Raw genomic sequence first — 20,853 nt, 5'->3', positions numbered from 1 at the left:
GCGACAAGTGCTAAAAATCACCACTTTTAAATTTTGTGATGTAGCTCACCACGAAATCGTGAGTCGGGCGCGGTTACGCCAGCGAAAATATTTCCAACAATGAGAGGCTTAGGTAGACTGCAATCATGCGCAGTAAAGGAGCAGGTTAAATGGCAACGATTCAGGATGTAGCAGCTCGGGCGGGTGTGTCGAAAGCCACCGTGTCACGGGTACTGTCCGGTAATGGCTATGTCGGTCAGGAGAAGCGCGAACGGGTGCTACAGGCGATTGCTGAAACCGACTACCGGCCTAATCTGCTGGCGCGTAATCTGGCGACCCAGTCCAGCCAGACCATTGGGCTGGTGATCACCAATACGCTGTATAGCGGCAGTTACTTTGCTGAACTGATGGCGCATTCGGCGCGGATGATGGAACAGCAGGGCCGTCAGCTTATTCTGGCCGATGGTAAACATACCGCTGAGCAGGAGCGGGAAGCGATCCAGTTCCTGCTCGATCTGCGCTGTGACGGCATTATTATTTATCCGCGTTTTCTCTCTATCGATGCGCTGGATGCCATAATTTCCCAGCACCGCCAGCCGATTCTGGTGATCAATCGCCGCCTGCGCGTCAATGACAGCTACTGCATTTATGTCGATCAGCACGCGACCAGCGCCAGCGCGGTGACGCATCTGGTCACTCACGGTCATCGGGATATTGCGTTTATTACCGGTTCGCTGGATTCTCCGACCGGCATGGAACGGCTGTCCGGTTATCAGGCTGCGCTGAAGGCGGCAGATATTCCGGCTGAGCCGCAGCGGATTGTGACAGGGAAGTGGACCGCACAGAGCGGCATGGTTGCGGTGGATCACCTGCTGGCGCGCGGCGTGGCGTTCAGCGCGATAGTCGCCAGCAACGATGAGATGGCAATTGGGGCTATCAAGCGGCTGACTGAATGCGGCATTGCGGTACCGCAACAGGTCTCAGTCATGGGCTTTGACGATATTCCGCTGGCACCCTATATCACACCCTCGCTGTCGAGCGTAAAACTGCCGGTCACCGAAATGATTAACGAAACCATTGGCCGGCTGGTGAACATGCTGGATGGCGGGGAATGGCGGCCCAGGCCTCCGTTCAGCGGCAGCCTGATACTGCGTGATTCACTCTCTGACGGGCCCGGTCGCCGTGCTTAGTCGGGACTGACCTGAATCACATCAATGTCTCGTTCCTTCAGTTGTTGAAGGGTCAGGGCATCGAGTTGATCATCAGTGATCAGATGCCGGACCTGATAGCCTGGCGACAGCGGATAGGGTTGAATCTGCCCAAACTTCGAGCTGTCAGTCAGCGCATAGCTATCAACGCCCTTCGCCAGCACCGCATCCACCACATCGCAGCGCAGCATATTGCGGCCGGTGAAGCCGCTCTCCGGATGCCAGCCATCAATTCCGACAAACGCTTTATGAAAGTGGATCTGCTGAATGCAGTAACGGGTCAGCGGGCCGACCATCGATTCACTGCTTTTTTGCAGCAGGCCTCCCAGCACAATCACCTCACAGGCGGCCTCACGCAGTAACTGGGCGATGTAATGACTGACGGTAATCAGCGTAATGTCGCTGCGATCCGCCAGCGCGCGCGCCAGTAAGGCATTGGTGCTGCCGCCTTCAATAAACACCGACTCACCGGCTGCCACCAGGCTGGCGGCATGATTAGCCAGCGCCTGTTTGACCGGATAACGGGTATTCATGCGGGTGCCCACATTGTCACTGTCGAGCGCCAGTGCTGAGCCATGGACCCGTCGCAGTAAGCGATCGCGCTCCAGCAGAGTAAGATCCTGACGCACCGTTACTTCAGAGACACCCGTCAGCTGTGCCAGCTCGCTGACCGCAATGGTACCCCGGGTATTAACCAGTTGAATAATCTGATGATGTCGCGGATTCATAAGCCAGTTTCGCAGAAAAAACAGTTGCTGCAGTTTAACAGGGAAAAGACCGCGCCGGACCCCGGCGCGGTGATAAATCAGGCTAAATCCAGCGCCCGGCGACCATTCTGATTCAGATCGGCCAGCGTAAAACGCTGCTGCCAGTTTGTTTCATAATCTTCAGGCGGGAAATCAGCGGGCGAACGACCCTGTTCCAGCGCCTGGGCTACCCGGCGGGCATAAGCGCGATTCTTATCGCACATCGGCGCGGCCGGAATGTACATCACGTTGCCCCAGCCCTGCTGATTCTCTACCGGTGCCACCGCATGAATCACATCGCAATGCCACCAGACGGAATCGCCCGCTTCTAAAGCCGGGATGGAACTGAGTCCGGCAATCAGATGAGGATGCCATTTCTCATTAATCGGTAATACCCGACCCGGTTCTACGCCGCACAGCTCGTCGTCCGGCACATCGGCTAACAGTGGACGCAGCAGAACATAGGCCATCGCTTCCGGTACCGGCACCACATGCAACAAGCCCTGGCCTGGAATCATATCTGACAGGGCGGTCCAGCCCTGAAAGGTGCGGAATACCGAGCATTTGGTGGTGTCGGGCACATCATATTCATCCACTTCGGTGCGATGCGCGGCATCCCACGGATCGTAGGCGTCGAAATCACCGCTAAAAAGTTTGCCAAACACCTGCTGATAAGCGGGCAGCAGCCAGCGTTCAAGCGCGCCGGAGTCGGTATGCGCACCTAATCCTTTTGAGGTGGTACCTGGCAGTCGACGACGGATTCGATCGGGATAGATCACGCTGACATCGGGATCGAACCACTGTTTTCCCTGTGAGTCGAAGGTCCACAGGCGATTAAGAAAGGATTGTGCCTGCGTCATGGCATCACTTTGACGCGCCTGCATCTGCGCCTGTGACCAGTAAATCGGATAAATTTCCGGCCGTGACGCCTCAAGACTGCCAAAGAAATTATCGCCGGGACCACGATACTGCTGATCAAAGTGATTCAGTTCCAGGTAGTCGAGCATCGACTTATCCCACGCCAGTGCCTGATCGCGGGAAAAATGTTGTTTGATGACTACGCAGCCGCGGCGTTTTATCAGCGCCCGGGTTTCATCTGAAACCCGTCCTTCGGCGATGGCCTGCATCGGTACAACGGGCCAGGCGCTACCTGTTCGCTGTTCCTCCGCTTTTGCCTCGCCAATGGCCGCTTCGATTCTTTCGCACACCTGGCGGAACAACGCCTCGACATCACCAATCTGGCTGCGTAACTGCTGTTTCATCTGTCGGATTGCCGCTTTAACGTCGGCAGGAAGCGGTGTAGCCCGGAAATTCGTTGTCATCTCATGCTCCTTAACGTGTCAGGGTTGAGTTACGGATGAAAATTAATTAACCTTCATTCGTAAATTACGACTGAGATTAACATCGTTGTAACCATAAAAAACGTGCGCTGTAACACAAGTTCCCTACCGGAACGCTCTGAAAGCCGTTAACAAACTCACTATTAGCATTCTCAATAATCCACACAGCGAGTAAGCTTTATGAATCAAATCAATCAGCCGAAAGGAAATGACGGCGCAGGTAAAGGGGCAGGCGAGATGGCGGTTAAGATGATTGCGGTGGATATGGATGGCACCTTTCTGGATGACAACAAACAGTACAACGTCCAGCGGTTCGCACGTCAGTATGCGCTGCTGAAGCAGAAGGGCATCCGTTTCGTGGTCGCGAGTGGAAATCAGTATTATCAGCTACAGCGCTATTTCCCTGACATAAAAGATGAGATTGCCTTTGTAGCGGAAAACGGTGCGTGGGTTTCGGACTGCAATGAAGAAATTTTTTGCGGCGAGTTAGCCAAAGAGAAAGTCCATCAGATCCTCGATATTCTGGCGCATGAGCCCGATATCGCGGTGGTGGTGTGCGGACGTAACGGCGCTTATGTGCACTCCTCCGCGTCTGATGAGGTGCTGGCGATGCTGGCGAATCATTACCACCGGCTGGAAAAGCGTGACGATTTGTATGATATCGATGACACCATTTTCAAATTTTCGCTTAACCTGGCGCATGAAGGCGTGGACGCCTTACTGCAACGACTGCACGACAAGCTGGGCGAGCTGGAGAACATCATGCATCCGGTCTCCAGTGGCTTTGGCTTCATCGACCTGATCATTCCTGGTTGCCACAAGGCGCACGGCATCGCACTGCTGCAGGAAAAATGGGGCATCAGCGACTGTGAAGTGCTGGCGATTGGCGACAGCGCCAATGATATAGAGATGCTGCGACAGGCCTGCTTCAGTTTTTCAATGGCCAATGCGGTTGACGCTGTGGCAGCTGTAGCGCGCTACCAGACGCAGAGCAACAATGATGAAGGCGCGCTGAATGTCATCTCCCGGCTGCTGGCTCGCGAATTTCCGTTCGACTGAGTTTCGCCGGCATTGCTGAAAAGCGACATTATCGCCACGGGTGACGAAGCGATCGTCACCCCGTAACATCCTGCTTATTACGCGCATGGCGTTCCATCTCATCCAGCGCCGCCTGATTCTCCAGACCCCACTGATACATCTGTTCAATCGGTTCGGCAAAGCGCTGGCCCAGTGCGGTCAGGCTGTATTCCACTTTGGGTGGTACCACCTGATGCACTTCACGCGCAACCAGCCCGCGCTGCTCCAGTTCCCGTAGCGTCTGAATCAGCATCTTCTTTGAAATGCCCTGCAAACTCCGCTCCAGCTCACCGGTACGCGCGCGGTTGTCCGGCCAGTGATACAGCGCATGGAGCACCATGGTGCTCCATTTGACGGCAAACAATTCCAGCAGCCGCCGCGGCGGTGAATCTGCATAGAAGCAGAGCTTTCCTTCAACCCATACCGGCATAAAACGTTGTTCCTTTGATGGTAACCAAATGGTAACTACTACCAAAATGAATACCTGATGTCTATAGTGTGCCGCTTTCGTTCCCAACCATTACAAAGAGGCGACAGATGAAAATTCATGCGCTGGTTGCATCACAGGCAACTCAACCATTACACACGGGGCAGGTTGAGCTACGCGATCTGCAGCCGGATGACGTCAGAATTAATGTGCTTTACTGTGGCGTCTGTCACTCAGACCTGCACATGGCGCGCAATGAATGGGGCGTCAGCCGTTATCCTTTAGTTCCGGGTCATGAAATAGTTGGCCGGGTGGCGGCAGTAGGTGACAACGTCACACGTTATGCAGTGGGTCAGACTGTCGGTGTCGGGGTCATGGTGGACGCCTGCGGTGAGTGTCATTTTTGTCATCAGCAGGAAGAGCAATATTGCGAAACCGGCTTCACGCCGACCTATAACGGCACTGATAAATATACCGGTGGCAACACCTATGGCGGCTATGCGGATCAGGTGATTGCTGACCAGAATTTTGTGGTCTCGATCCCGGATAACCTGCCACTGAATGCCGTAGCGCCGTTACTCTGCGCGGGCGTGACCGTCTGGTCTCCGCTGCACCATTTCAATGTTAAAGCCGGCGACAAAGTTGGCGTAGTCGGTCTGGGTGGGTTGGGGCACATGGCGGTTAAGCTGGCCAGTGCGCTGGGTGCCGAAGTCACGCTGTTTACCACATCGCCAGAAAAAGGCGCCGATGCGCGGCGGCTCGGTGCACATCGGGTAGTGGTTTCACGCGATGCCGGACAAATGGCGGCGTGTCAGACTTCACTCGATATTATTCTGGATTGTGTGGCAGCACCTCATGACCTTGATCCTTACCTTGCGACGTTAAAGACCAACGGCCAGCTGGTACTGGTCGGTATTCCCGATCAACCGCATCCATCACCGAACGTAACGCCAATGGTGTTTCGCCGTCTCAGCATCAGCGGCACCTCAATCGGCAGTATAAAAGAGACGCAGCAGATGCTCGATTTCTGCGGTCAGCACAACATTACAGCCGATGTTGAAATGATCACGGGCGAAGAGATTGAAACAGCTTTCGCGCGGATGCTGACCAGCGATGTGAAATACCGCTTTGTGATTGATATGCAGAAAACCGGCTGGTAAAGGTTTCACGGCCTGCGGTAGGGCAGGCCGTGAACAATCGGATATTGGGCTCGCGCAGTTGATCACAGGTGAGACTCGCGGAAAGAAAGACGGTAAGAGGTGATGAATGCACAGCTAATATAGTTACAACATACTTTTTACTCGATTAGATAACAACTCATCTGACTTCAGTGCAATCTTCTTTCTGACAGAATCCAATATAACCCTTGTGCTCTAATCACCCGCCGCCAGGCAAAAAAAAAAGCTACCCGACTAAGGTGCCGGATAGCCTGTAGTGAGGCTGCATCAGGGAAAGTTACTCGTCGGATTTATGCTCTTTTATCGCCTGATTCTTCTCCGCATCCTCGTTATCAGCTTCATCATGTTCTGCGACATGGCTGAACGGTTTGAGCAGCTGAATGTCCAGAATCACATAAACCATAGTGCTGATAAATAATGAGATCACACTGCCAAACACGCCACTGGTGGTAAAGGTGAGATAGTTATAAATCACCAGCCAGGTCAGACAAATAAACAGCGCCAGGGAGATTGTCAGGTTAGCGACCGAGTAGTTGCTGGTGCCGGCGCCCTGAGTATGGGTCACCTTAAACAGGTTGCCGATGGAATATTTCTCCAGCACCCGTATGGTATTTTCCCAGTTACGTTGTTTGCGCGCGCTGGCGCGGGTCAGAAATACAAACAGGATCGAAATGAAGAAGCCGGAAAAGGCGATCAGCACCGGAATCGCTTCCAGCGCATAGGTAATGCTTTTATGACTGCCGGTGCTGCTGCTGAGATCCAGCGTTAACGAGGCACCCAGCGCCGCATAAAGAAAAATAAACAGCAGCAGAAAAGTCAGCGTACGCTTCCAGTCACCCTCGGCTTCGATGTTTTTTTGTTGAACGGCCAGTTGCAGCGACTGTTGAATTTGCGCAGCCTGCGGCGAGTCTGTTTCTACAGCGTGGCAGGGCGCAGCAAAGAAGTTGCTCATGAACTGCTCATCTTCTTTGTGGATAGTGATTTTCATCGGATACCTGTGTCTGAAAGGATGTCCGGTTATTCTAATCAGCCTCGACTGAAAGAACAGAAACTTCTTAAACCGCGCATTCGACGACATCCCATCGGCCGCATAGCGATAGGGGCATTTACGTGGTGTAGAACGCTGACGTGAACCCGGTCGCAGTCGGCAGATCGCCCTGTAAATCACCCGCTAGCGCTACTCCGCCTGCGAACTACGTAATTTGAACTGCTTAATCGCATCATTGATGTTGTTAGTATCAAGTGTTGCGATGCACTGGCTGCCGTTGAACACCTCGTAATGGGCGTTGTGCAGCTGAAACAGCAAATCTTTGCCGCGAAAATGAATGCGCTTCTGTTTGACGCCAATGCCATGTCGTCGCAACAGCGCCTGCGACAGTCGATCGTTCTCTTTTGCCATAGCTTCAGCTCCCCGGCAATACGTGGTCACTGCTATTAAACCTGATAAAGATGAGTTTTATATTAAGAGATATCCTTAATTTCAACAGGGACAAAGTCCGCATTTTTGCACCTGACTGCTGCTGAAGGCGCGTGTTAGCGGATAAATGCGATTCAGCCACCTGTACCCACTTCAGATGCGGTACACTTGGCCGGTGAATTCACCACTGGACACGATGCTATGAACGACAAAAAGATGATCTCGATTGATCAGTTCAACGCTGATGAACGACTGGCTGTAGAGGAAACGTTCAATGGGCTGGTGCAGAAATATCGCCAACGGACCGGTAAAGAGCCGGATAGCAAAAAAGAGAAAGAATTCAATACAGAAGCCCGACAGCTGATTATGTCGAGCAAGCTGGAAAAAGAGAAAGCGCAGGCAGAGAAGGATAAGAAAAAGCCCGTGCGCAGAAAGAAACCGTCATCACTGGCGGCCAGCGAAGTGAGTGATTTCAACTGGGCAGCTTCAGTGGTAAAAGGCCGCAGATAATCCTCATTGCGCGTAAAAAGGGTAAGCCTGAGGTCACCTCAGGCTTCAGGCTCAGATGGGCGCATATTCGCCGGTGCCTTCCGGCCACGGCGTTAACAAATCAAATCCCTCTTCAGTGACCGCCACGGTATGTTCCCATTGCGCTGAAAGAGATCGATCTTTCGTCACCACCGTCCAACCATCAGACAGTACGCTGGTGCCCGCTTTGCCGGCATTAATCATCGGCTCGATGGTGAATATCATACCGGCTTTAAGCGGCATACCTTCACCTGGCGTACCGTAATGCAGCACCTGCGGATCGGTATGGTAGATTTCGCCCACACCGTGACCACAATATTCGCGCACCACCGAAAAACCTGCCGATTCCGCCACACGCTGAATGGCCGCACCAATGTCGCCCAGCGTCGCGCCAGGACGGACCGTTTTAATGCCGGCCACCATCGACTGATAGGTGATATCCACCAGGCGCTTAGCGCGTACTGACGGCGTACCGACGAAATACATCCGGCTGGTATCGCCGTACCAGCCGTCTTTGATGATCGCCACATCAATATTCACAATATCGCCATCCTTCAGCTTCTTGCTGGCAGGAATACCGTGACAAACCACATGGTTCACCGAGGTACAGGTGGTGCGGGTATAACCGTGGTAACCGATGTTAGCCGGAACCACTTTCAGCTCATTCACAATATAGTCGTGGCAGATATCATCAAGCTCTTCAGTGGTGATCCCGGGCCGTACGTGCGGGGTAATCATTGCCAGCACCTGGGCTGCGGCATGGCCGGCCGCTCGCGCCTTCTCAATTTCAGCCGCTGTATGAATTTTAACGCTGTTCATGACACATCTCCTTGTGAAGTGAGCCTTTCTTGATGAAATAAATGTCGGATATCTGCACTGCCTTCCAGTTCCAGTCGAACCAGCATCTGCGCCAGTTGATGCTGGGTCAGTTGCGGATAGAACTCAGCCAGCATCCCCAGCTTTAGCCAGTGCTCTGCCTGTGCATTGATCGATCGACTCATCGCCTGGCTGGCGATCCGCAGATTCTCATGCATCAGATCGGAAATTTTAACGATGCCCATATCAGCCTTATATGAATCGTATATGTTTCGTATATTAGATACTGACAGGGGCGTGGTATGCAAGGGGAAAATTGCTGTTCCGAAACTTGCCCGGTCCAGAGATAGTTGTCTGGCTTGATCTCCTCGCGGGCTGATCATTGACCCGTTCTTTTGTCCATGCAATCGCTAAGCGAAAACTTGCTCATTATTAAGATGCTTCAGCCATTAATGCAGCCTGCACAGCGGGACGGGCACTGATCATTGCCATATATGCCGACAACGCAGGCCAGCGATTCAGTTCGATGGCGAAAAACTGACACCAGCCCAGCACAGTGAAAAGGTAGGCATCCGCCACGCTGAAGCACGCCCCGGTCAGATAACTTTTTTCACTGAGCGTCACCTCCAGGTAATCGAACTGCCGGAATAACTTCTCACGAAAAATTGCTTTGACGTCTTCGGGCAACGCAGGGTTGAACAGGGGGGCCGAGCCAGCGTGTATCTCACTGGTAATAAAGTTAAGCCATTCCTGCAGGCGCACCCGGGCCCAACTGTCCGCTCGCGGAGCCAGATCCTTTTCCGGCTTTAGATCAGCGAGATACTGCACAATAGCCGGACCTTCAGTGAGTATCTGCCCATCATCCAGTTCAAGTGCAGCGACATAACCTTTTGGGTTAATGCGCCGGAAGTCACGTCCGTCAGCGGTGAGCTTGCTTTTGTTGTCTACTTTGACCAGTTCAAACTCCAGCTCCAGTTCGCGCAGCACGATGTGGGGTGATAAAGAACAGGTGCCAGGGGCGTAATAAAGTTTCATTGTTGTCTTCCTGTAAAGTGCATAGCCGCCGCGCGATCTGCTGCGCGATCCTCTGTTCACTGTATTTGACGCCGTTTCCGCTGTAAAATTAATGATTAAGCAATCAACTATTAGCTGAGCTACTGATAACCATGATGAATCTTTTGCACTGGCGCTTACTGGTGGCCGTGGCGGATGCCCGCAACTTCTCACGCGCGGCAGAGGAGATAGGAATGACGCAGTCTGGTGCCAGCCAGGCTATTGCTCAACTGGAGGCTTCACTGGGTTTTCCGGTTTTTACGCGTGAGCGCCGATACATCAGTGTCACCGAGCTGGGGGAGCAGGTTATTGAACAGGCGAGAAATATGCTGTTGGGGCTGAATGCCATCCGCGAGCTGGCTGATAAGAGCCGGGGATTGACCAGCGGGCGCATTCGCCTGGCCAGTTTTCCATCAGTGACGTCGACATGGTTGCCCGGTTTGCTGCGCGACTTTAAGCGCCAGCATCCCGGCATTGAAGTGGTCATTCTGGAAGGCTCAGATGAGGAGGTTGAGGAGTGGCTTACAGCAGACCTGGTTGAACTGGGGGTGGTAATGAACCCGGTGCCGGGGCGTGCAGAAGTGGTTTTAGGGCAGGATGCATGGGTAGCGGTCATGCAGGCCGGTAACCTGCAGGCACGGCATCTCAGGGCTGATGGCATAACGCTTGAGGAGCTGGCGGGCCAGCCCTTTATTCTGGCGACAGGCGGATGTGCGGTGAATGGAAAAAGCCTGATGGAAAAGGCGGGTTTGCACCTTACTGACATCCGCGTGACCGTACGGGACTGGATCAGCGCCTGTAAGCTGGTCGCTGAAGGCATGGGTGTCGCCCTTGTACCTGAATCAGCCCTGCCTGAAGAATTACGCAATCTGCGCGTGGTACCCGTGACACCTTCTATACACCGTGAATTCGGGCTGGTTTGTTCAGCTTCCGGAAAGGCGTCTGGTGCGACCCAGGCCATGCTTACAGGATTACGAAAAGGACGATGAGATGAATGACTTCATTTGCTTGTAAATATACGCGCCAGGAATAGCAGCCTGACGTTTGTTTATGGCCCTGACTTATCCCGTTATGAATTTATACAACAAACTGGCGACCTGGTTTCGAATGCATCCAACCTGGTTTGCCCCAATCTTGTGCATTTCTCAATCTGATACCGCTAGCGTGAAGTGATGTCAGCCATATACTTTTGAGTGGCGTAAGCCTCTCCATTACACGAAGCGTGATATTTCGTAATGCAAGTTCAGCATCCAGGTTAGAGATCACCTTCAAATCAGTCGGGATCACAATCGTTCGTGCTACCCACATACCGACCTCTCCAGTTGGCTCAAAGTCGTCTAAAGGCAATTCATATCTGTAAACTTTTCCACTTTGAAAGCGTGAGAGCCACTCATGCTCAATACAGGCAATTGCAGTGGCACGGGACTGGCTGCCCATCCATTGTTCAAGGTCAACACTGGTTGTGTCAGGTAGTGGCCAAAACACGATGCGCGGACACTCTCTGGGGAAAAGATAAAGTAGTTCGTGCGCTTCATCCGTAGCCCATATCAGTGGCCCGTTTAGCCACTCCTGTCCTGCAGGACGGTCGACATGAACCCTTATTGGCCGAGGGTGGAATAGAGTAATATCAGGTCTATCGCTGAAATGGAAAAGACGCACTTAGAGCTCCGTTCAAAATGTACTCAACACTCCGAACTATCATTTTGGGTAAATAAAGTTTCACCGATATGAATGATCGCTTTGTTTGATTTTTTTAAGGTCGGCAGCGACTGATCATAGGCGATGCTTGATGTGTGACATGTGCGCTTCTGGCACAAAGTGGACGATTTTCCGGCCTGGTGCTCAGACAGACCACATCCCGCGCGCCTCGCTTGTACTATTCCGCCGTTTCAGCAGGTTCAATCGGCAGCCTGCCAGACGACAGGCTGCCTGAGCTCTCAGGGAATAAGTTTGCTGCTTCGCATCGCTTCCAGATGTTCAATCAACACCTCATCCGAGCGCCTGGTCATGGCGTCAAACCCTTCCTGGCGCGCTTTGGTGACGTCAAATATGGCATCTTTCTCAACATGAAAGATAAAGTCACCAAAACCACCCAACGCCAGCTTATCGATATCGTGCTCTTGCAGTTGCGCCTTATCGGCGATGGATGACCAGAGAGGCTTTAACGCGCTGAGACGTTCGCTAAGCGAGACAGGCTGCGCCTCGCCGACCGGAACGCCAAACCAGTCAGCCAGTTTCGGCCAGACGTGACACCAGCGAAACACATCACCATTTGTGATATTGAACGCGCCGAATTTAGCATTTTCGGCAGCCCAGACAGCGCTTTGACCCAGAATGCGGCTGTCAGTGACGTTCACCAGCGTATTGCGATAAGCGTCATCCGGGCCGGGAAAATGCAGAGCGGTTGCCGTTTCGCGGCAAATGGTGCCGTAGACGCCGATCAAATTCCCCAGGTTCATCGGCGACCCGAATGAGTGACCGATAACGATATCCGGACGTAGCGCAGTCCAGCCGATACCTTCATCGCCAATCTTTCTCGCATAGTCTTCATGCCGGAAATAGAGGTTTGGCGGAAAATGACGGCTATCCTCTTCCCGGGCCGGAGTGCGATAAACACCCAGATGGGCACCGTAAACCTTTCCGCCCTGAATAAAGAGAAGATGTTTCAGCGAATTACCTGACGATCGTACTGCGCCGATCAGATTTTCAAACATCAGCGCATTGATATCCGCTTCCACGCCCGGATTGGGATCCTGCCGCAATGCCGCGTAAAAGATGTGCGTCACGGTTTCAAACGCTTTCCGGTGGTGATTAAGATCTTCTGCAGAAGTCAGGTCAGCGCTGATATGAGGAGAAGGGTGAGGGCTATGCGCCGAACGCCCAAGGGTAGTGATTTGCCAGCCCGCTTTATGGAAGGAATCATGGGCGGCAAAGCCAACTACGCCGCCAGCACCGACCAGCAATACGTGCTTATCATTCATATAGTTCTCCGTCTGGTTTCCTATAACAAGATTTAGCGGCAACATACAGAGGCGCTGACAGCAAACAGAGCCGTTGCCGAACGCAGTTATTAAAAAGTGATCCATATAACAACATGAGTCAAACAACGGTGAGCAGGCGAAGCGGCCTCAGACGCGCTTTATCTGCTGGCGCTATAGCCAGATTTTTCGCCTGACAGGATGGATATAGGGAACCTGGAAAAACAAGGGAAGGCTTTTCAGGAAAGCATGAGTAAAGGAGATGATAAGACCTGGTGAACCGTAAAATGCGGCATTATCAGTAGGGCGGTTTGGGGTTTATGGCGCACCCTTTGTTCAGATTCTTCAGTTTATGTGACCAGCGAAATGGCTGGCCACATCAGGTCGTCAATGCTGAAGAATAAGTCTATTGCTGGATTATTGATTTTTAATGAAATCAGTTCTCGACACCGTCATTTGCGCCTGACAGTCGATCATTTTCTTTAGCTCCTCGTCATTGCCCTGCATGGATATTTTGCCGCACATGGCATCTTTGGTTTTAATCCACTGCCGCTGAGAGGGCAATAATTCCTTCTTCATTGCGGGGGTTAACGATGACCAGGCCGTATTCAAATCAGAGTCGGCATTCGCGAATAAAATTCGTGACTGGGTCAGACTATCAGCGTTCTGCTGCTGTGGCTGCTGAATTGATTGCTGATCGGCCTGTTGCTCAGATCTCTCTTGTGCCTGTAGCTGAGCCTGTCTCTGGAGTTGCTGCTGAGCTTCGTACTGAGCCTGCTGTTGCGCCTGCTTCTGGCTCTCAATCAGGCGCTGCTGGACATCTTTAGCCTGCTGGATTTTCTGTTGCTCAACAATTGGGTTGATAATGGACAATGCCGTGATCAGCCCCATTCCCATCGATACCGGATTTGTCGTGGAGGCTTTAACAAACACATTTTTTTGATCGTCAGTCGCCTGAGCTGTGTAACTGATGCGCTTGTAAAACGCATTAGCGTTGCTTTCAAGCGAAAGACTTTCCAGTTGTTTATCCAGATTGCGGTTAAAGTTCTTACGATAGGCTTCTGAGAGTTGAGAATATTCATCAGCAGGCAGTGTCATGGATACCGTGGCTTCACAGGTTTTCATTGTGCTGCCTGAGTCACTGGACGTGGTAGATATTTCAGAAAGCACCAGTTTGATTTTCTCCAGAGCACTTCTTTTGGTCTGGCTGGTGACGTCTGGATATTCGTCGACCTGCTGAGACAGGCCTTCATAAGCGGCTTTCCTGATTAAATCGACGAAAGCAGACTGCGTCATTTCAGAAGAGCAGCCAATAACTTCCTTATTGTTGTCACAACCGGATAGCGCTATAGCGAGTAACAGAGCGGCATATTTTAGTCTCATGAGTTCCCTTTAGGATAAAATGTCTGAGATCGATAGCGGCCAGAAGATCATCCTTGAAGCAATATCTGTCTCTTCTCGATAACCTGATTCAAAACCACTGGTCAATAACATGCACATATCGGCACTGATTAGGCGAACTTTAGGGATTCCTCACTCTGGAATGGAGTGTGCAGGTCAGTAATTTGAATCAGATTAAGCACCGGCCTGACCGCACATAACGCTGACTGATTAATTTTTTGTAAATCATGGCCATCTTGCCGAACTGAAACAGAAGGGTGTGAAAAAACCGTCCGGCGACGGCTTCTCATAGTCGCACTCACACTTTTCAGGGCTTTTCATAAAATAACCAATTCAAAAGCCACAGCAGCAGGTAGCTGGAACAGGGCTTTATATTTCTCGTTCCAGATCGATGAGTGCCAGTTGCAGATGATGCTCAATAAAGTCTGCTTTGAATGCACTGTAACGATGAGCATCGTTACAGTGTGATGCTGCTACACGCTTTATCTCGGCGTAATTCGCCGCAATATCTCGGTTTTTTCTGAGGTAATCACGGAAGGCAAGATGTCTTAATATTTGAATATCTCCGACTGAAAAGGCATGAACGTGATGACTACGCCGATCACCACCCTTAGTGAAGTAGCGACGTCCCGCAATCCCGTTCTCACCGCGCGCCACGTATCCGGCGCAGAGCATTGCAGCGTTGTATTTATCCAGTTCATTGATATCGCAAACTTCCAGCAGTATGTCGATAACGGGCTTTGCTGACAGGCCAGGCACGGAGGTGCTGCCGATGTGATAAACATGCTTAACACACTTACCTAACAATGCCTTTAATCGTGAGCTTTCTGCGTCAAACATCACAGGCCACTGCTTATCGTATGGCACCAGAGTAGCTGATCGCATAGAGACCTCCTCGTTTGCCCCTAGATATTCATCATAATAGCCAGATAGAGGTTCATCACCTCAGCAGCCAGCGTTTTAACAAGGTTAAATCAACCTGTTAGCTGCCACTGTTAATCGGCATATCATTTTTCTGTCATTTTTAATCTTTACGATGCTGGATTCCCTTTATGGATGCTAACAATATGAAAAGAAAAATTATTCCTCTGGTTATCGGTTGTGCGCTCTCTTTACCAACCCTGGCGGCGCAGCCACAAACCCAGCACGCTATCGTCAGTTTTCCCGAAGGTACGCACGTAAGCTACAACGGCGCATTCGCCAGCGCGTTTCCGAATGGTTTGCCGGTGGGGATCGGCTCCGGTTTGCTGTTTACCGGCAAGCAGGGAGATGCGCTCACCTTCGTGACCGTCACAGACCGCGGGCCGAATGCTGACTCGCCTGATGTGGGTAAAAAGGAGGCGAAAATTTTCGTCACGCCAGACTTCGCCCCGTTGCTGATGACCATTCGGGTGCAGAACGGCAAAGCGGTGGCCACGGATGCCCGACCGCTGCATGACGATAAGGGCAATATTAACGGATTACCGCTACAGGATGGCATCATCGGCTCCACCAATGAAGTCGCGCTAAGCGATAGGTTGAAAATGCTGCATAGCGATAACCGTGGTCTGGATACCGAAGGCATTACCACGGACGGGAAGGGCGGATACTGGCTCTGCGATGAATATGGTCCGTTTCTGATTAACGTTGATCAGCGCGGCAAGATCCTGGCGATTCACGGACCGCAGGCCGCGGAAGGGGAGAAATCGATCGCGGGCGGTCTGCCGAACGTTATTAAATGGCGCCAGCCGAATCGTGGCTTTGAAGGGCTCACCCGCATGCCGGATGGACGTATCATCGCCGCGGTGCAGAGCACGCTGGATATCGATGGTAAAAGTAAAAAGCAGGCGCGCTTTACCCGCCTGGTCAGCTTCGATCCGGCGACCGGCAAAACTGCGATGTATGGATACCCTGTCGACAGCGAGGCTTATGCTAAAAACAGCGACGCGAAAATTGGTGATATCGTGGCGCTCGATAATCAACATATCCTGCTGATTGAACAAGGAAGCGACAAAAACGACGCGATGCGCAACCTTATCTATAAGGTGGATCTCAGCGGCGCTAGCGATCTTGCCGCTTTCGATAAGCCTGGCGAGTATCCGGAGTTTGACGACCAGAAAAGCCTGGCACAGCGCGGCATAAAGCTGGCCGCAAAAACGCAGGTAGTCGATTTACGTCAACTTAGCTGGCAGCAGGAGAAGGCCGAAGGGCTGGCGCTGATCGACAATCAAACGCTGGCGGTCGCCAATGACAATGACTTTGGCGTAAAAGCGGTAATGCAAAATCCGGTTGAAGGTAAAAAGCGCAAGGATTATCGGGTCAGTGAACAAGGATCGCTTACAGTCGATGATAAGCCGGTTGCCACGACGATCGGTGTGAAGCCGCTGAAGAAACCCGAGTCGGACAGCGAGTTATTGATCATAAAACTGGCGGACCCGCTGAAATAAGCGCTCTTCTCAATCCAGGCTGCGTTCCCTCATAGCATTACCTCCTGTAAAAGAGACGGATGCAGCCGGTTTTACTATCCACTGATCATCCCCGCCGTTTTGTGGTACAAAAAATGGGGCGCTGAGGCCTAATGCCTGTCAGTTAAGCGACAGGTGATAACGCAGTCTGGTACCGCTCCGGGGCTGGCGGTCCTCGCGCCGCTGCGCGGTACCTTCACTTCATTCGTCTGCCTGACGGACCGCCGGGGATGGCACATCCTGTGCCGCCCCGCCTTTCGCCCGCGTCCTGCGGGCTCTCCTGGCTAATGTTCAGCGCTGCGGATTGCCTGCCCCTGATCGGCCCCAGCCTGCTCTGAAACTTCAGTGCGTGCTGTTAAAAAGGGCACGATAGTGGAAGCCTGGGCGCCTCTGCTGCTGAAAGGGCTATCCGCAGCGCTGAGGCGTGACGTTGGGCCAGAACGCCACGCCGGGAAGCGTGGAGAGTTCGGGGCCGGCCAGGGAAGGCCGATCCCCGAACGGTTCGTCGGCACGACGTCAAAGCCGAAGGTACCGCGAAGCGGCGCGAGGACGGCCCGGCAGCAGCAGAGGTGCTCAGGCCCGCACTCCGGCACGCTCGCCCAGACAAAAAAGCTGCCACGTCTGACCGTGACAGCCTTTGCACATTTAACCTTAACTGACAGGCATTAGGCGCTGAGGCCCCATTCTGTTTCCATTAATATTTTTATAAACGACTATTCCGGTAGCGCATAAACCACCACCTGATCGCCCACCTGATCCTTGAGAATAGTATTCCCCCCCGCGACAAAGGCGACATACTGACGGCCTTTATACTCATAGACCGATGGATTCGCTACCGCAGGTGCTTCAACCTGATCGGACCACAGCTCTTCACCATTATCCACTGAGTAAGCGCGAACTTTGGCATCCATTGAGGCACCAATAAAGATCACGCCACCCGCGGTCACAGCCGGACCGCCAATGGTGGGTGAGCCCCAGCTTTCTGGCATAAAGAAGCCATACTGCTGCGAAGCGCCAACCGGACGACGCCATTTTACGTCACCCGTATGCATATCCAGCGCCACGATTTCACCAAAGGGTGGCTGCCAGCACGGCATACCCAGCCAGTTGTTCGCCACCATCAGACGCAGCCCATAAGGCGCGCCTTCCTGCGGGGCAAAACCGCTCTCGTTGCCGGAACCATTATCCGCTTTGTCGTAATCTTCACGGCTATAGAGCTTCACATACTGCACAATGTGAGAGGTGTTCACGATAGCAATCTGTTTTTGTGGATCATACGCCACGCCGCCCCACTGAACGCCCCCGGCACTGTCCGGATAGGTTAGCGTCCCTTCGCCCCTGGTAGTGGGTGGCGTGTACATTCCCTCATAGGTCAGCTTATCCCACAGTCGTGAACACTGGCCGGCACCCACCATATCCGCCAGTTTCCAGATCTCTGGCTTTTTCGATTGATCGAGCAGTGGCGCAGGTTTAGTCGGGAATGGTTGTGTTGGCGAAAGTACTTCGCCCTGCACCGAACCATCGCCCTGAGGCACCGGACGCTCTTCTATAGGCCAGACATCCTCACCCGTCAGACGGTTCACCACAAACAGAAAACCCTGCTTGGTCGCCTGGATCAGCGCCGGGATCTTTTTGCCGTTGACGGTGATATCCATCAGCGTGGGTGCCGAGTTGATATCGTAATCCCACACGTCGTGATGCACCCACTGGCGCGACCAGACCACTTTACCGGTGTTGATGTCCAGCGCGGTGGTAGAGGTGCCGAGCGGAATCGGATCGACGCGGTTACCGCCCCAGTAGTTGGGAGACGGGGATGAGACCGGCAGATAGACCAGGCCATGCGCCTCATCGGCAGACATATGTGTCCAGACGTTGGCGGTACCGGTGCGTTTGCGGATTTCGGCCGGAATAGCGTCAAAAGTCCATTCGCGTTCGCCGGTCTGCGCATTAATTGAAAACACAGTGCCCGGAGGCGCTTCAGCATAAGCCCAGTCTTTGCCAGCCCAGCCCACAAGCAGATGGTTGCCGACGACGGTGGGCGGCTGCAGCACAGATAGCGGGTATTTAGCGTTAACCGTGTTCCATTGATTAAGGTCCAGCACGCCGTTGTCAGCAAAGTTACTGCATGGTTTCCCCGAATCGGCATCCAGCGCAAAGAGCTTGCCATCTACGGTCCCCATATAGACGATCTTCTGACACGCTTGTCCGGCAGCCGGTTGTCTGGCCTGCCAGTAGGAGACGCCGCGGTTCTTCAGTACCGGCTGCGTCAGAGCTTTGCGCGAGGATTTGGTGTCATAGTGCCACTTTTCTTTACCTGTACCGGGGTCCAGCGCAATCAGGCGATCAAACGGAGTACCAATGTAGAGCGTCTGGTTGGCAAAAATGGGCGTTGCTGACCAGACGGTGGCAGGGATGTCACCTTTGCCATCCGAGACATCTCCGGTATGAAATTCCCAGATTTTCTTCAGATTGCTGACGTTATCCGCAGTGATCTGTTTCAGCGGACTATATTTTTGTGCGTTGAGCTGACCATGGAAGCTGTCCCAGGTGGCAGAAGAGGGCACCAGTGAGCTGGCGGCGGAACTGGCAGACTCGACTTTCTGCCCGTCACGCTTGCCGGTGGACGCCTCTTCCGTGGTTTCAGTGGTTCCCGGCGCCTGTTGATTAGCGGAATCCACATTAAGTTTTTCCTGGGTGCCCATAGAGGCTTCAGCAGCGTTATCCTGCTTCTGCGCCTGCGTCACTGGTATGCACAGCAGCGCCAGCGCCGTGATGCTGACTTTCATTAATGGAGAATAGAGATCATTATGCACGGGCAGCTCCTCAGGCTCTGACGCGATGATTGTGACGAACGGAATTGCGGCTCAGCGTAATCAGACCAATCAGGCCGACCACCATTGCTGCCGTAATGATGTACTGATGCAGTAGCGCAGCTGCAAAACCAATCGCGAATAGCATCAGAAAAACGATAACAATCAGCGTAGTGCGCGCGCCGCGGCGGGATGCGCCGCGTAAAAGAAAGGTCAGTAACGCCAGTACGGCGCTGGCGATGGCCACACCCAGAGCTCCGATAGTCCCGGTAACACCGGTGAGAGGTGTCAGCCACGCGTATAAAGCCACCGCGAAGCCGATCACGGCTGCCAGCAACAGCAGTAAGCTGCCCAGGCGTGAGGGTTGAGATTGCGACATATCAGGACGTCCCCCGTTGAAATGTACAAAGAGTAAATATGGCGTATTGAAGGGTTCAGGCAGCAGCTTTCGCGCAAAACGGTGATTAAAAAAACCGACGCAGCACGATGAACAGCGGCAAAGTTAACTAAACGTAACAGAGTATAGAAGATGGTTTCTTATTGGGGGGACTCAACCGGATATCGCATTCACGATGGCTGACAAACCGGACTTAGCATCAACCATGGCTATTTTAATTGTGCGTATTAATGATGCCTTTTTGATCAAATTATAACGCCTCGACCCACAGCCACAGTTCAAACGGCGGTTATTAACCAGTCGGGATATCAGCCATGCCGCTTGCGGCAAATAATAGACGCATCGCCGCCATCTCTGCTGGTGGGTGCCGGTTTACAGAGCCGGCATCCACGTAATGAAAGATCGGTATTAAGGAGAGGGCAAAGGAGTGATGATAAATTCAGGCTGGTAGAAAACAGGAAAATTCACCGATCTGGCAATAAAACAGACTTTATGAATTTCATGGTGAATAGCCGTTGCCGCATCGATATTTGTCCCCGCCAGGACCGTAATTTTTGGCCTGAGTATGGCTGAAATAAAGCGGCCTGCTCCCCCTTTTAAAACTTCACCTGTGGCTACCGGTGAATCTTCATAATCCACGACGGTGATGCCCGCATCGGAGGCGAGATGCAGATACCAAAGCATATGGCAGGCTGAAAGCGAGGATAACAGGAGATCTTCAGGGTTCATTTTACCCGGATCGCCGCCCAGCAATGGGTCATTAGAGCAATGAACGATTTCCTTGCCGGTTATGGCGATATCCCATGTCCGCGCATAGGAGTGATAGCCTGATGTGCCCGTGCCTCTGTTACCTGTCCACGCGATATGTGATCTATAACTGTGTTCCATTATTTTGCCGAACTCCTCTGCATGATGAAGATATAGACTGATAATCTATGAAGCATCGGCCACTGTTGTTGATACGCAATGAACGATACCTGAAGCAAGCCGGTGAATGCTGCAGCCATTCCTCTGCGTGAAGGGTCAGCAGGAACTTTTGTCATCATCTGCCCGC

At 52.7% G+C, this 20,853-nt stretch carries 21 protein-coding genes; 6 read left to right on the top strand and 15 right to left on the bottom strand.

The window, feature by feature from the left end:
* Positions 1-149: 149 nt before the first annotated feature.
* Positions 150-1,169, top strand: a complete 1,020-nt coding sequence (locus tag LZU96_RS19895; RefSeq protein WP_233988279.1) for a LacI family DNA-binding transcriptional regulator — start codon at positions 150-152, stop codon at positions 1,167-1,169.
* Here the strand turns inward: LZU96_RS19895 and LZU96_RS19890 are convergent.
* Entirely contained in the window at positions 1,166-1,915 is a 750-nt protein-coding gene (locus tag LZU96_RS19890; RefSeq protein WP_233988278.1) for a DNA-binding transcriptional regulator YciT, read from the bottom strand. The genes LZU96_RS19895 and LZU96_RS19890 overlap by 4 nt on opposite strands.
* 77 nt (positions 1,916-1,992) lie before the next feature.
* The gene (locus LZU96_RS19885) at positions 1,993-3,255 is read right to left on the bottom strand and encodes a DUF1479 domain-containing protein (RefSeq protein WP_233988277.1); all 1,263 of its coding nucleotides are present in this window, start codon (positions 3,253-3,255) and stop codon (positions 1,993-1,995) included.
* Positions 3,256-3,510: 255 nt separating this feature from the next.
* Here LZU96_RS19885 and LZU96_RS19880 point away from each other — a divergent pair, with 255 nt between their 5' ends.
* Positions 3,511-4,332: a Cof-type HAD-IIB family hydrolase gene (locus LZU96_RS19880; protein WP_233988783.1), complete on the top strand. Its 822-nt coding sequence runs from the start codon at positions 3,511-3,513 to the stop codon at positions 4,330-4,332.
* Positions 4,333-4,387: 55 nt separating this feature from the next.
* Here LZU96_RS19880 and LZU96_RS19875 read toward each other — a convergent pair whose 3' ends face one another.
* On the bottom strand, positions 4,388-4,780 hold the full coding sequence (locus LZU96_RS19875; protein ID WP_233988276.1) for a winged helix-turn-helix transcriptional regulator: 393 nt from the start codon (positions 4,778-4,780) through the stop codon (positions 4,388-4,390).
* 107 nt (positions 4,781-4,887) lie between these two features.
* On the opposite strand from LZU96_RS19875, the gene LZU96_RS19870 reads away from it, so the two are divergent.
* Positions 4,888-5,937, top strand: a complete 1,050-nt coding sequence (locus LZU96_RS19870; RefSeq protein WP_233988275.1) for an NAD(P)-dependent alcohol dehydrogenase — start codon at positions 4,888-4,890, stop codon at positions 5,935-5,937.
* Positions 5,938-6,232: 295 nt separating this feature from the next.
* Here LZU96_RS19870 and LZU96_RS19865 read toward each other — a convergent pair whose 3' ends face one another.
* A complete protein-coding gene (locus LZU96_RS19865) occupies positions 6,233-6,943 on the bottom strand; it encodes a hypothetical protein (protein WP_233988273.1) in 711 nt (236 codons plus the stop codon).
* A gap of 189 nt (positions 6,944-7,132) precedes the next feature.
* On the bottom strand, positions 7,133-7,354 hold the full coding sequence (locus LZU96_RS19860; RefSeq protein ID WP_233988272.1) for a hypothetical protein: 222 nt from the start codon (positions 7,352-7,354) through the stop codon (positions 7,133-7,135).
* 219 nt (positions 7,355-7,573) lie between these two features.
* Between LZU96_RS19860 and LZU96_RS19855 the strand changes: the two genes are divergently transcribed.
* Entirely contained in the window at positions 7,574-7,882 is a 309-nt protein-coding gene (locus tag LZU96_RS19855) for a hypothetical protein (RefSeq protein ID WP_233988271.1), read from the top strand.
* Between the two features lie 51 nt (positions 7,883-7,933).
* On the opposite strand, the gene map is transcribed toward LZU96_RS19855, so the two are convergent.
* The 3 genes from map to gstA all read right to left on the bottom strand — a co-directional run bounded on the left by map (position 7,934) and on the right by gstA (position 9,751).
* Complete coding sequence (gene map / locus LZU96_RS19850) at positions 7,934-8,719, bottom strand: type I methionyl aminopeptidase (protein ID WP_233988269.1); 786 nt, start codon at positions 8,717-8,719, stop codon at positions 7,934-7,936.
* Entirely contained in the window at positions 8,716-8,961 is a 246-nt protein-coding gene (locus tag LZU96_RS19845) for a ParD-like family protein (protein WP_233988267.1), read from the bottom strand. The genes map and LZU96_RS19845 overlap by 4 nt, the downstream gene beginning before the upstream one ends.
* Positions 8,962-9,148: 187 nt before the next feature.
* Positions 9,149-9,751 carry a glutathione transferase GstA gene (gene gstA / locus LZU96_RS19840; RefSeq protein ID WP_233988266.1) on the bottom strand — a complete coding sequence of 201 codons (603 nt, stop codon included), beginning with the start codon at positions 9,749-9,751 and terminating at the stop codon, positions 9,149-9,151.
* A 131-nt stretch (positions 9,752-9,882) separates the two neighbouring features.
* On the opposite strand from gstA, the gene LZU96_RS19835 reads away from it, so the two are divergent.
* Positions 9,883-10,758, top strand: a complete 876-nt coding sequence (locus LZU96_RS19835) for a LysR family transcriptional regulator (RefSeq protein ID WP_233988265.1) — start codon at positions 9,883-9,885, stop codon at positions 10,756-10,758.
* Positions 10,759-10,846: 88 nt separating this feature from the next.
* Here LZU96_RS19835 and LZU96_RS19830 read toward each other — a convergent pair whose 3' ends face one another.
* The 4 genes from LZU96_RS19830 to LZU96_RS19815 all read right to left on the bottom strand — a co-directional run bounded on the left by LZU96_RS19830 (position 10,847) and on the right by LZU96_RS19815 (position 15,033).
* Positions 10,847-11,428, bottom strand: coding sequence for a DUF6886 family protein (locus tag LZU96_RS19830; RefSeq protein WP_233988264.1), 582 nt, complete (start codon positions 11,426-11,428; stop codon positions 10,847-10,849).
* A gap of 278 nt (positions 11,429-11,706) precedes the next feature.
* Positions 11,707-12,750, bottom strand: coding sequence for an NAD-dependent epimerase/dehydratase family protein (locus tag LZU96_RS19825; RefSeq protein ID WP_233988263.1), 1,044 nt, complete (start codon positions 12,748-12,750; stop codon positions 11,707-11,709).
* A gap of 414 nt (positions 12,751-13,164) precedes the next feature.
* The gene (locus LZU96_RS19820) at positions 13,165-14,130 is read right to left on the bottom strand and encodes a lysozyme inhibitor LprI family protein (RefSeq protein WP_233988262.1); all 966 of its coding nucleotides are present in this window, start codon (positions 14,128-14,130) and stop codon (positions 13,165-13,167) included.
* Positions 14,131-14,517: 387 nt separating this feature from the next.
* Entirely contained in the window at positions 14,518-15,033 is a 516-nt protein-coding gene (locus LZU96_RS19815) for a GrpB family protein (RefSeq protein ID WP_233988261.1), read from the bottom strand.
* Positions 15,034-15,215: 182 nt separating this feature from the next.
* Here LZU96_RS19815 and LZU96_RS19810 point away from each other — a divergent pair, with 182 nt between their 5' ends.
* Complete coding sequence (locus LZU96_RS19810) at positions 15,216-16,574, top strand: esterase-like activity of phytase family protein (protein ID WP_233988260.1); 1,359 nt, start codon at positions 15,216-15,218, stop codon at positions 16,572-16,574.
* A gap of 731 nt (positions 16,575-17,305) precedes the next feature.
* Here the strand turns inward: LZU96_RS19810 and LZU96_RS19805 are convergent.
* The 3 genes from LZU96_RS19805 to LZU96_RS19795 all read right to left on the bottom strand — a co-directional run bounded on the left by LZU96_RS19805 (position 17,306) and on the right by LZU96_RS19795 (position 20,687).
* Positions 17,306-19,378, bottom strand: a complete 2,073-nt coding sequence (locus LZU96_RS19805) for a pyrroloquinoline quinone-dependent dehydrogenase (protein ID WP_409520448.1) — start codon at positions 19,376-19,378, stop codon at positions 17,306-17,308.
* Between the two features lie 37 nt (positions 19,379-19,415).
* Positions 19,416-19,781, bottom strand: coding sequence for a hypothetical protein (locus tag LZU96_RS19800; protein WP_233988258.1), 366 nt, complete (start codon positions 19,779-19,781; stop codon positions 19,416-19,418).
* A gap of 426 nt (positions 19,782-20,207) precedes the next feature.
* The gene (locus tag LZU96_RS19795; RefSeq protein ID WP_233988257.1) at positions 20,208-20,687 is read right to left on the bottom strand and encodes an OsmC family protein; all 480 of its coding nucleotides are present in this window, start codon (positions 20,685-20,687) and stop codon (positions 20,208-20,210) included.
* Between the last annotated feature and the right edge of the window lie 166 nt (positions 20,688-20,853).

The organism is Pantoea agglomerans (genome assembly GCF_021397715.1).
Taxonomy (GTDB): domain Bacteria; phylum Pseudomonadota; class Gammaproteobacteria; order Enterobacterales; family Enterobacteriaceae; genus Pantoea; species Pantoea astica.
This window is presented reverse-complemented; position numbering and strand designations above follow the sequence as displayed.

Excerpts from the sequence above, each read along its gene's own strand:
- LZU96_RS19885 (WP_233988277.1), bottom strand. The coding sequence starts at position 3,255 with ATGACAACGAATTTCCGGGCTACACCGCTTCCTGCCGACGTTAAAGCG.
- LZU96_RS19855 (WP_233988271.1), top strand. The coding sequence starts at position 7,574 with ATGAACGACAAAAAGATGATCTCGATTGATCAGTTCAACGCTGATGAA.
- LZU96_RS19845 (WP_233988267.1), bottom strand. The coding sequence starts at position 8,961 with ATGGGCATCGTTAAAATTTCCGATCTGATGCATGAGAATCTGCGGATC.
- LZU96_RS19880 (WP_233988783.1), top strand. The coding sequence starts at position 3,511 with ATGGCGGTTAAGATGATTGCGGTGGATATGGATGGCACCTTTCTGGAT.
- gstA (WP_233988266.1), bottom strand. The coding sequence starts at position 9,751 with ATGAAACTTTATTACGCCCCTGGCACCTGTTCTTTATCACCCCACATC.
- LZU96_RS19890 (WP_233988278.1), bottom strand. The coding sequence starts at position 1,915 with ATGAATCCGCGACATCATCAGATTATTCAACTGGTTAATACCCGGGGT.
- LZU96_RS19815 (WP_233988261.1), bottom strand. The coding sequence starts at position 15,033 with ATGCGATCAGCTACTCTGGTGCCATACGATAAGCAGTGGCCTGTGATG.
- LZU96_RS19865 (WP_233988273.1), bottom strand. The coding sequence starts at position 6,943 with ATGAAAATCACTATCCACAAAGAAGATGAGCAGTTCATGAGCAACTTC.
- LZU96_RS19835 (WP_233988265.1), top strand. The coding sequence starts at position 9,883 with ATGATGAATCTTTTGCACTGGCGCTTACTGGTGGCCGTGGCGGATGCC.
- LZU96_RS19800 (WP_233988258.1), bottom strand. The coding sequence starts at position 19,781 with ATGTCGCAATCTCAACCCTCACGCCTGGGCAGCTTACTGCTGTTGCTG.
- LZU96_RS19895 (WP_233988279.1), top strand. The coding sequence starts at position 150 with ATGGCAACGATTCAGGATGTAGCAGCTCGGGCGGGTGTGTCGAAAGCC.
- LZU96_RS19795 (WP_233988257.1), bottom strand. The coding sequence starts at position 20,687 with ATGGAACACAGTTATAGATCACATATCGCGTGGACAGGTAACAGAGGC.
- map (WP_233988269.1), bottom strand. The coding sequence starts at position 8,719 with ATGAACAGCGTTAAAATTCATACAGCGGCTGAAATTGAGAAGGCGCGA.
- LZU96_RS19820 (WP_233988262.1), bottom strand. The coding sequence starts at position 14,130 with ATGAGACTAAAATATGCCGCTCTGTTACTCGCTATAGCGCTATCCGGT.
- LZU96_RS19825 (WP_233988263.1), bottom strand. The coding sequence starts at position 12,750 with ATGAATGATAAGCACGTATTGCTGGTCGGTGCTGGCGGCGTAGTTGGC.
- LZU96_RS19875 (WP_233988276.1), bottom strand. The coding sequence starts at position 4,780 with ATGCCGGTATGGGTTGAAGGAAAGCTCTGCTTCTATGCAGATTCACCG.
- LZU96_RS19870 (WP_233988275.1), top strand. The coding sequence starts at position 4,888 with ATGAAAATTCATGCGCTGGTTGCATCACAGGCAACTCAACCATTACAC.
- LZU96_RS19805 (WP_409520448.1), bottom strand. The coding sequence starts at position 19,378 with ATGAAAGTCAGCATCACGGCGCTGGCGCTGCTGTGCATACCAGTGACG.
- LZU96_RS19860 (WP_233988272.1), bottom strand. The coding sequence starts at position 7,354 with ATGGCAAAAGAGAACGATCGACTGTCGCAGGCGCTGTTGCGACGACAT.
- LZU96_RS19810 (WP_233988260.1), top strand. The coding sequence starts at position 15,216 with ATGAAAAGAAAAATTATTCCTCTGGTTATCGGTTGTGCGCTCTCTTTA.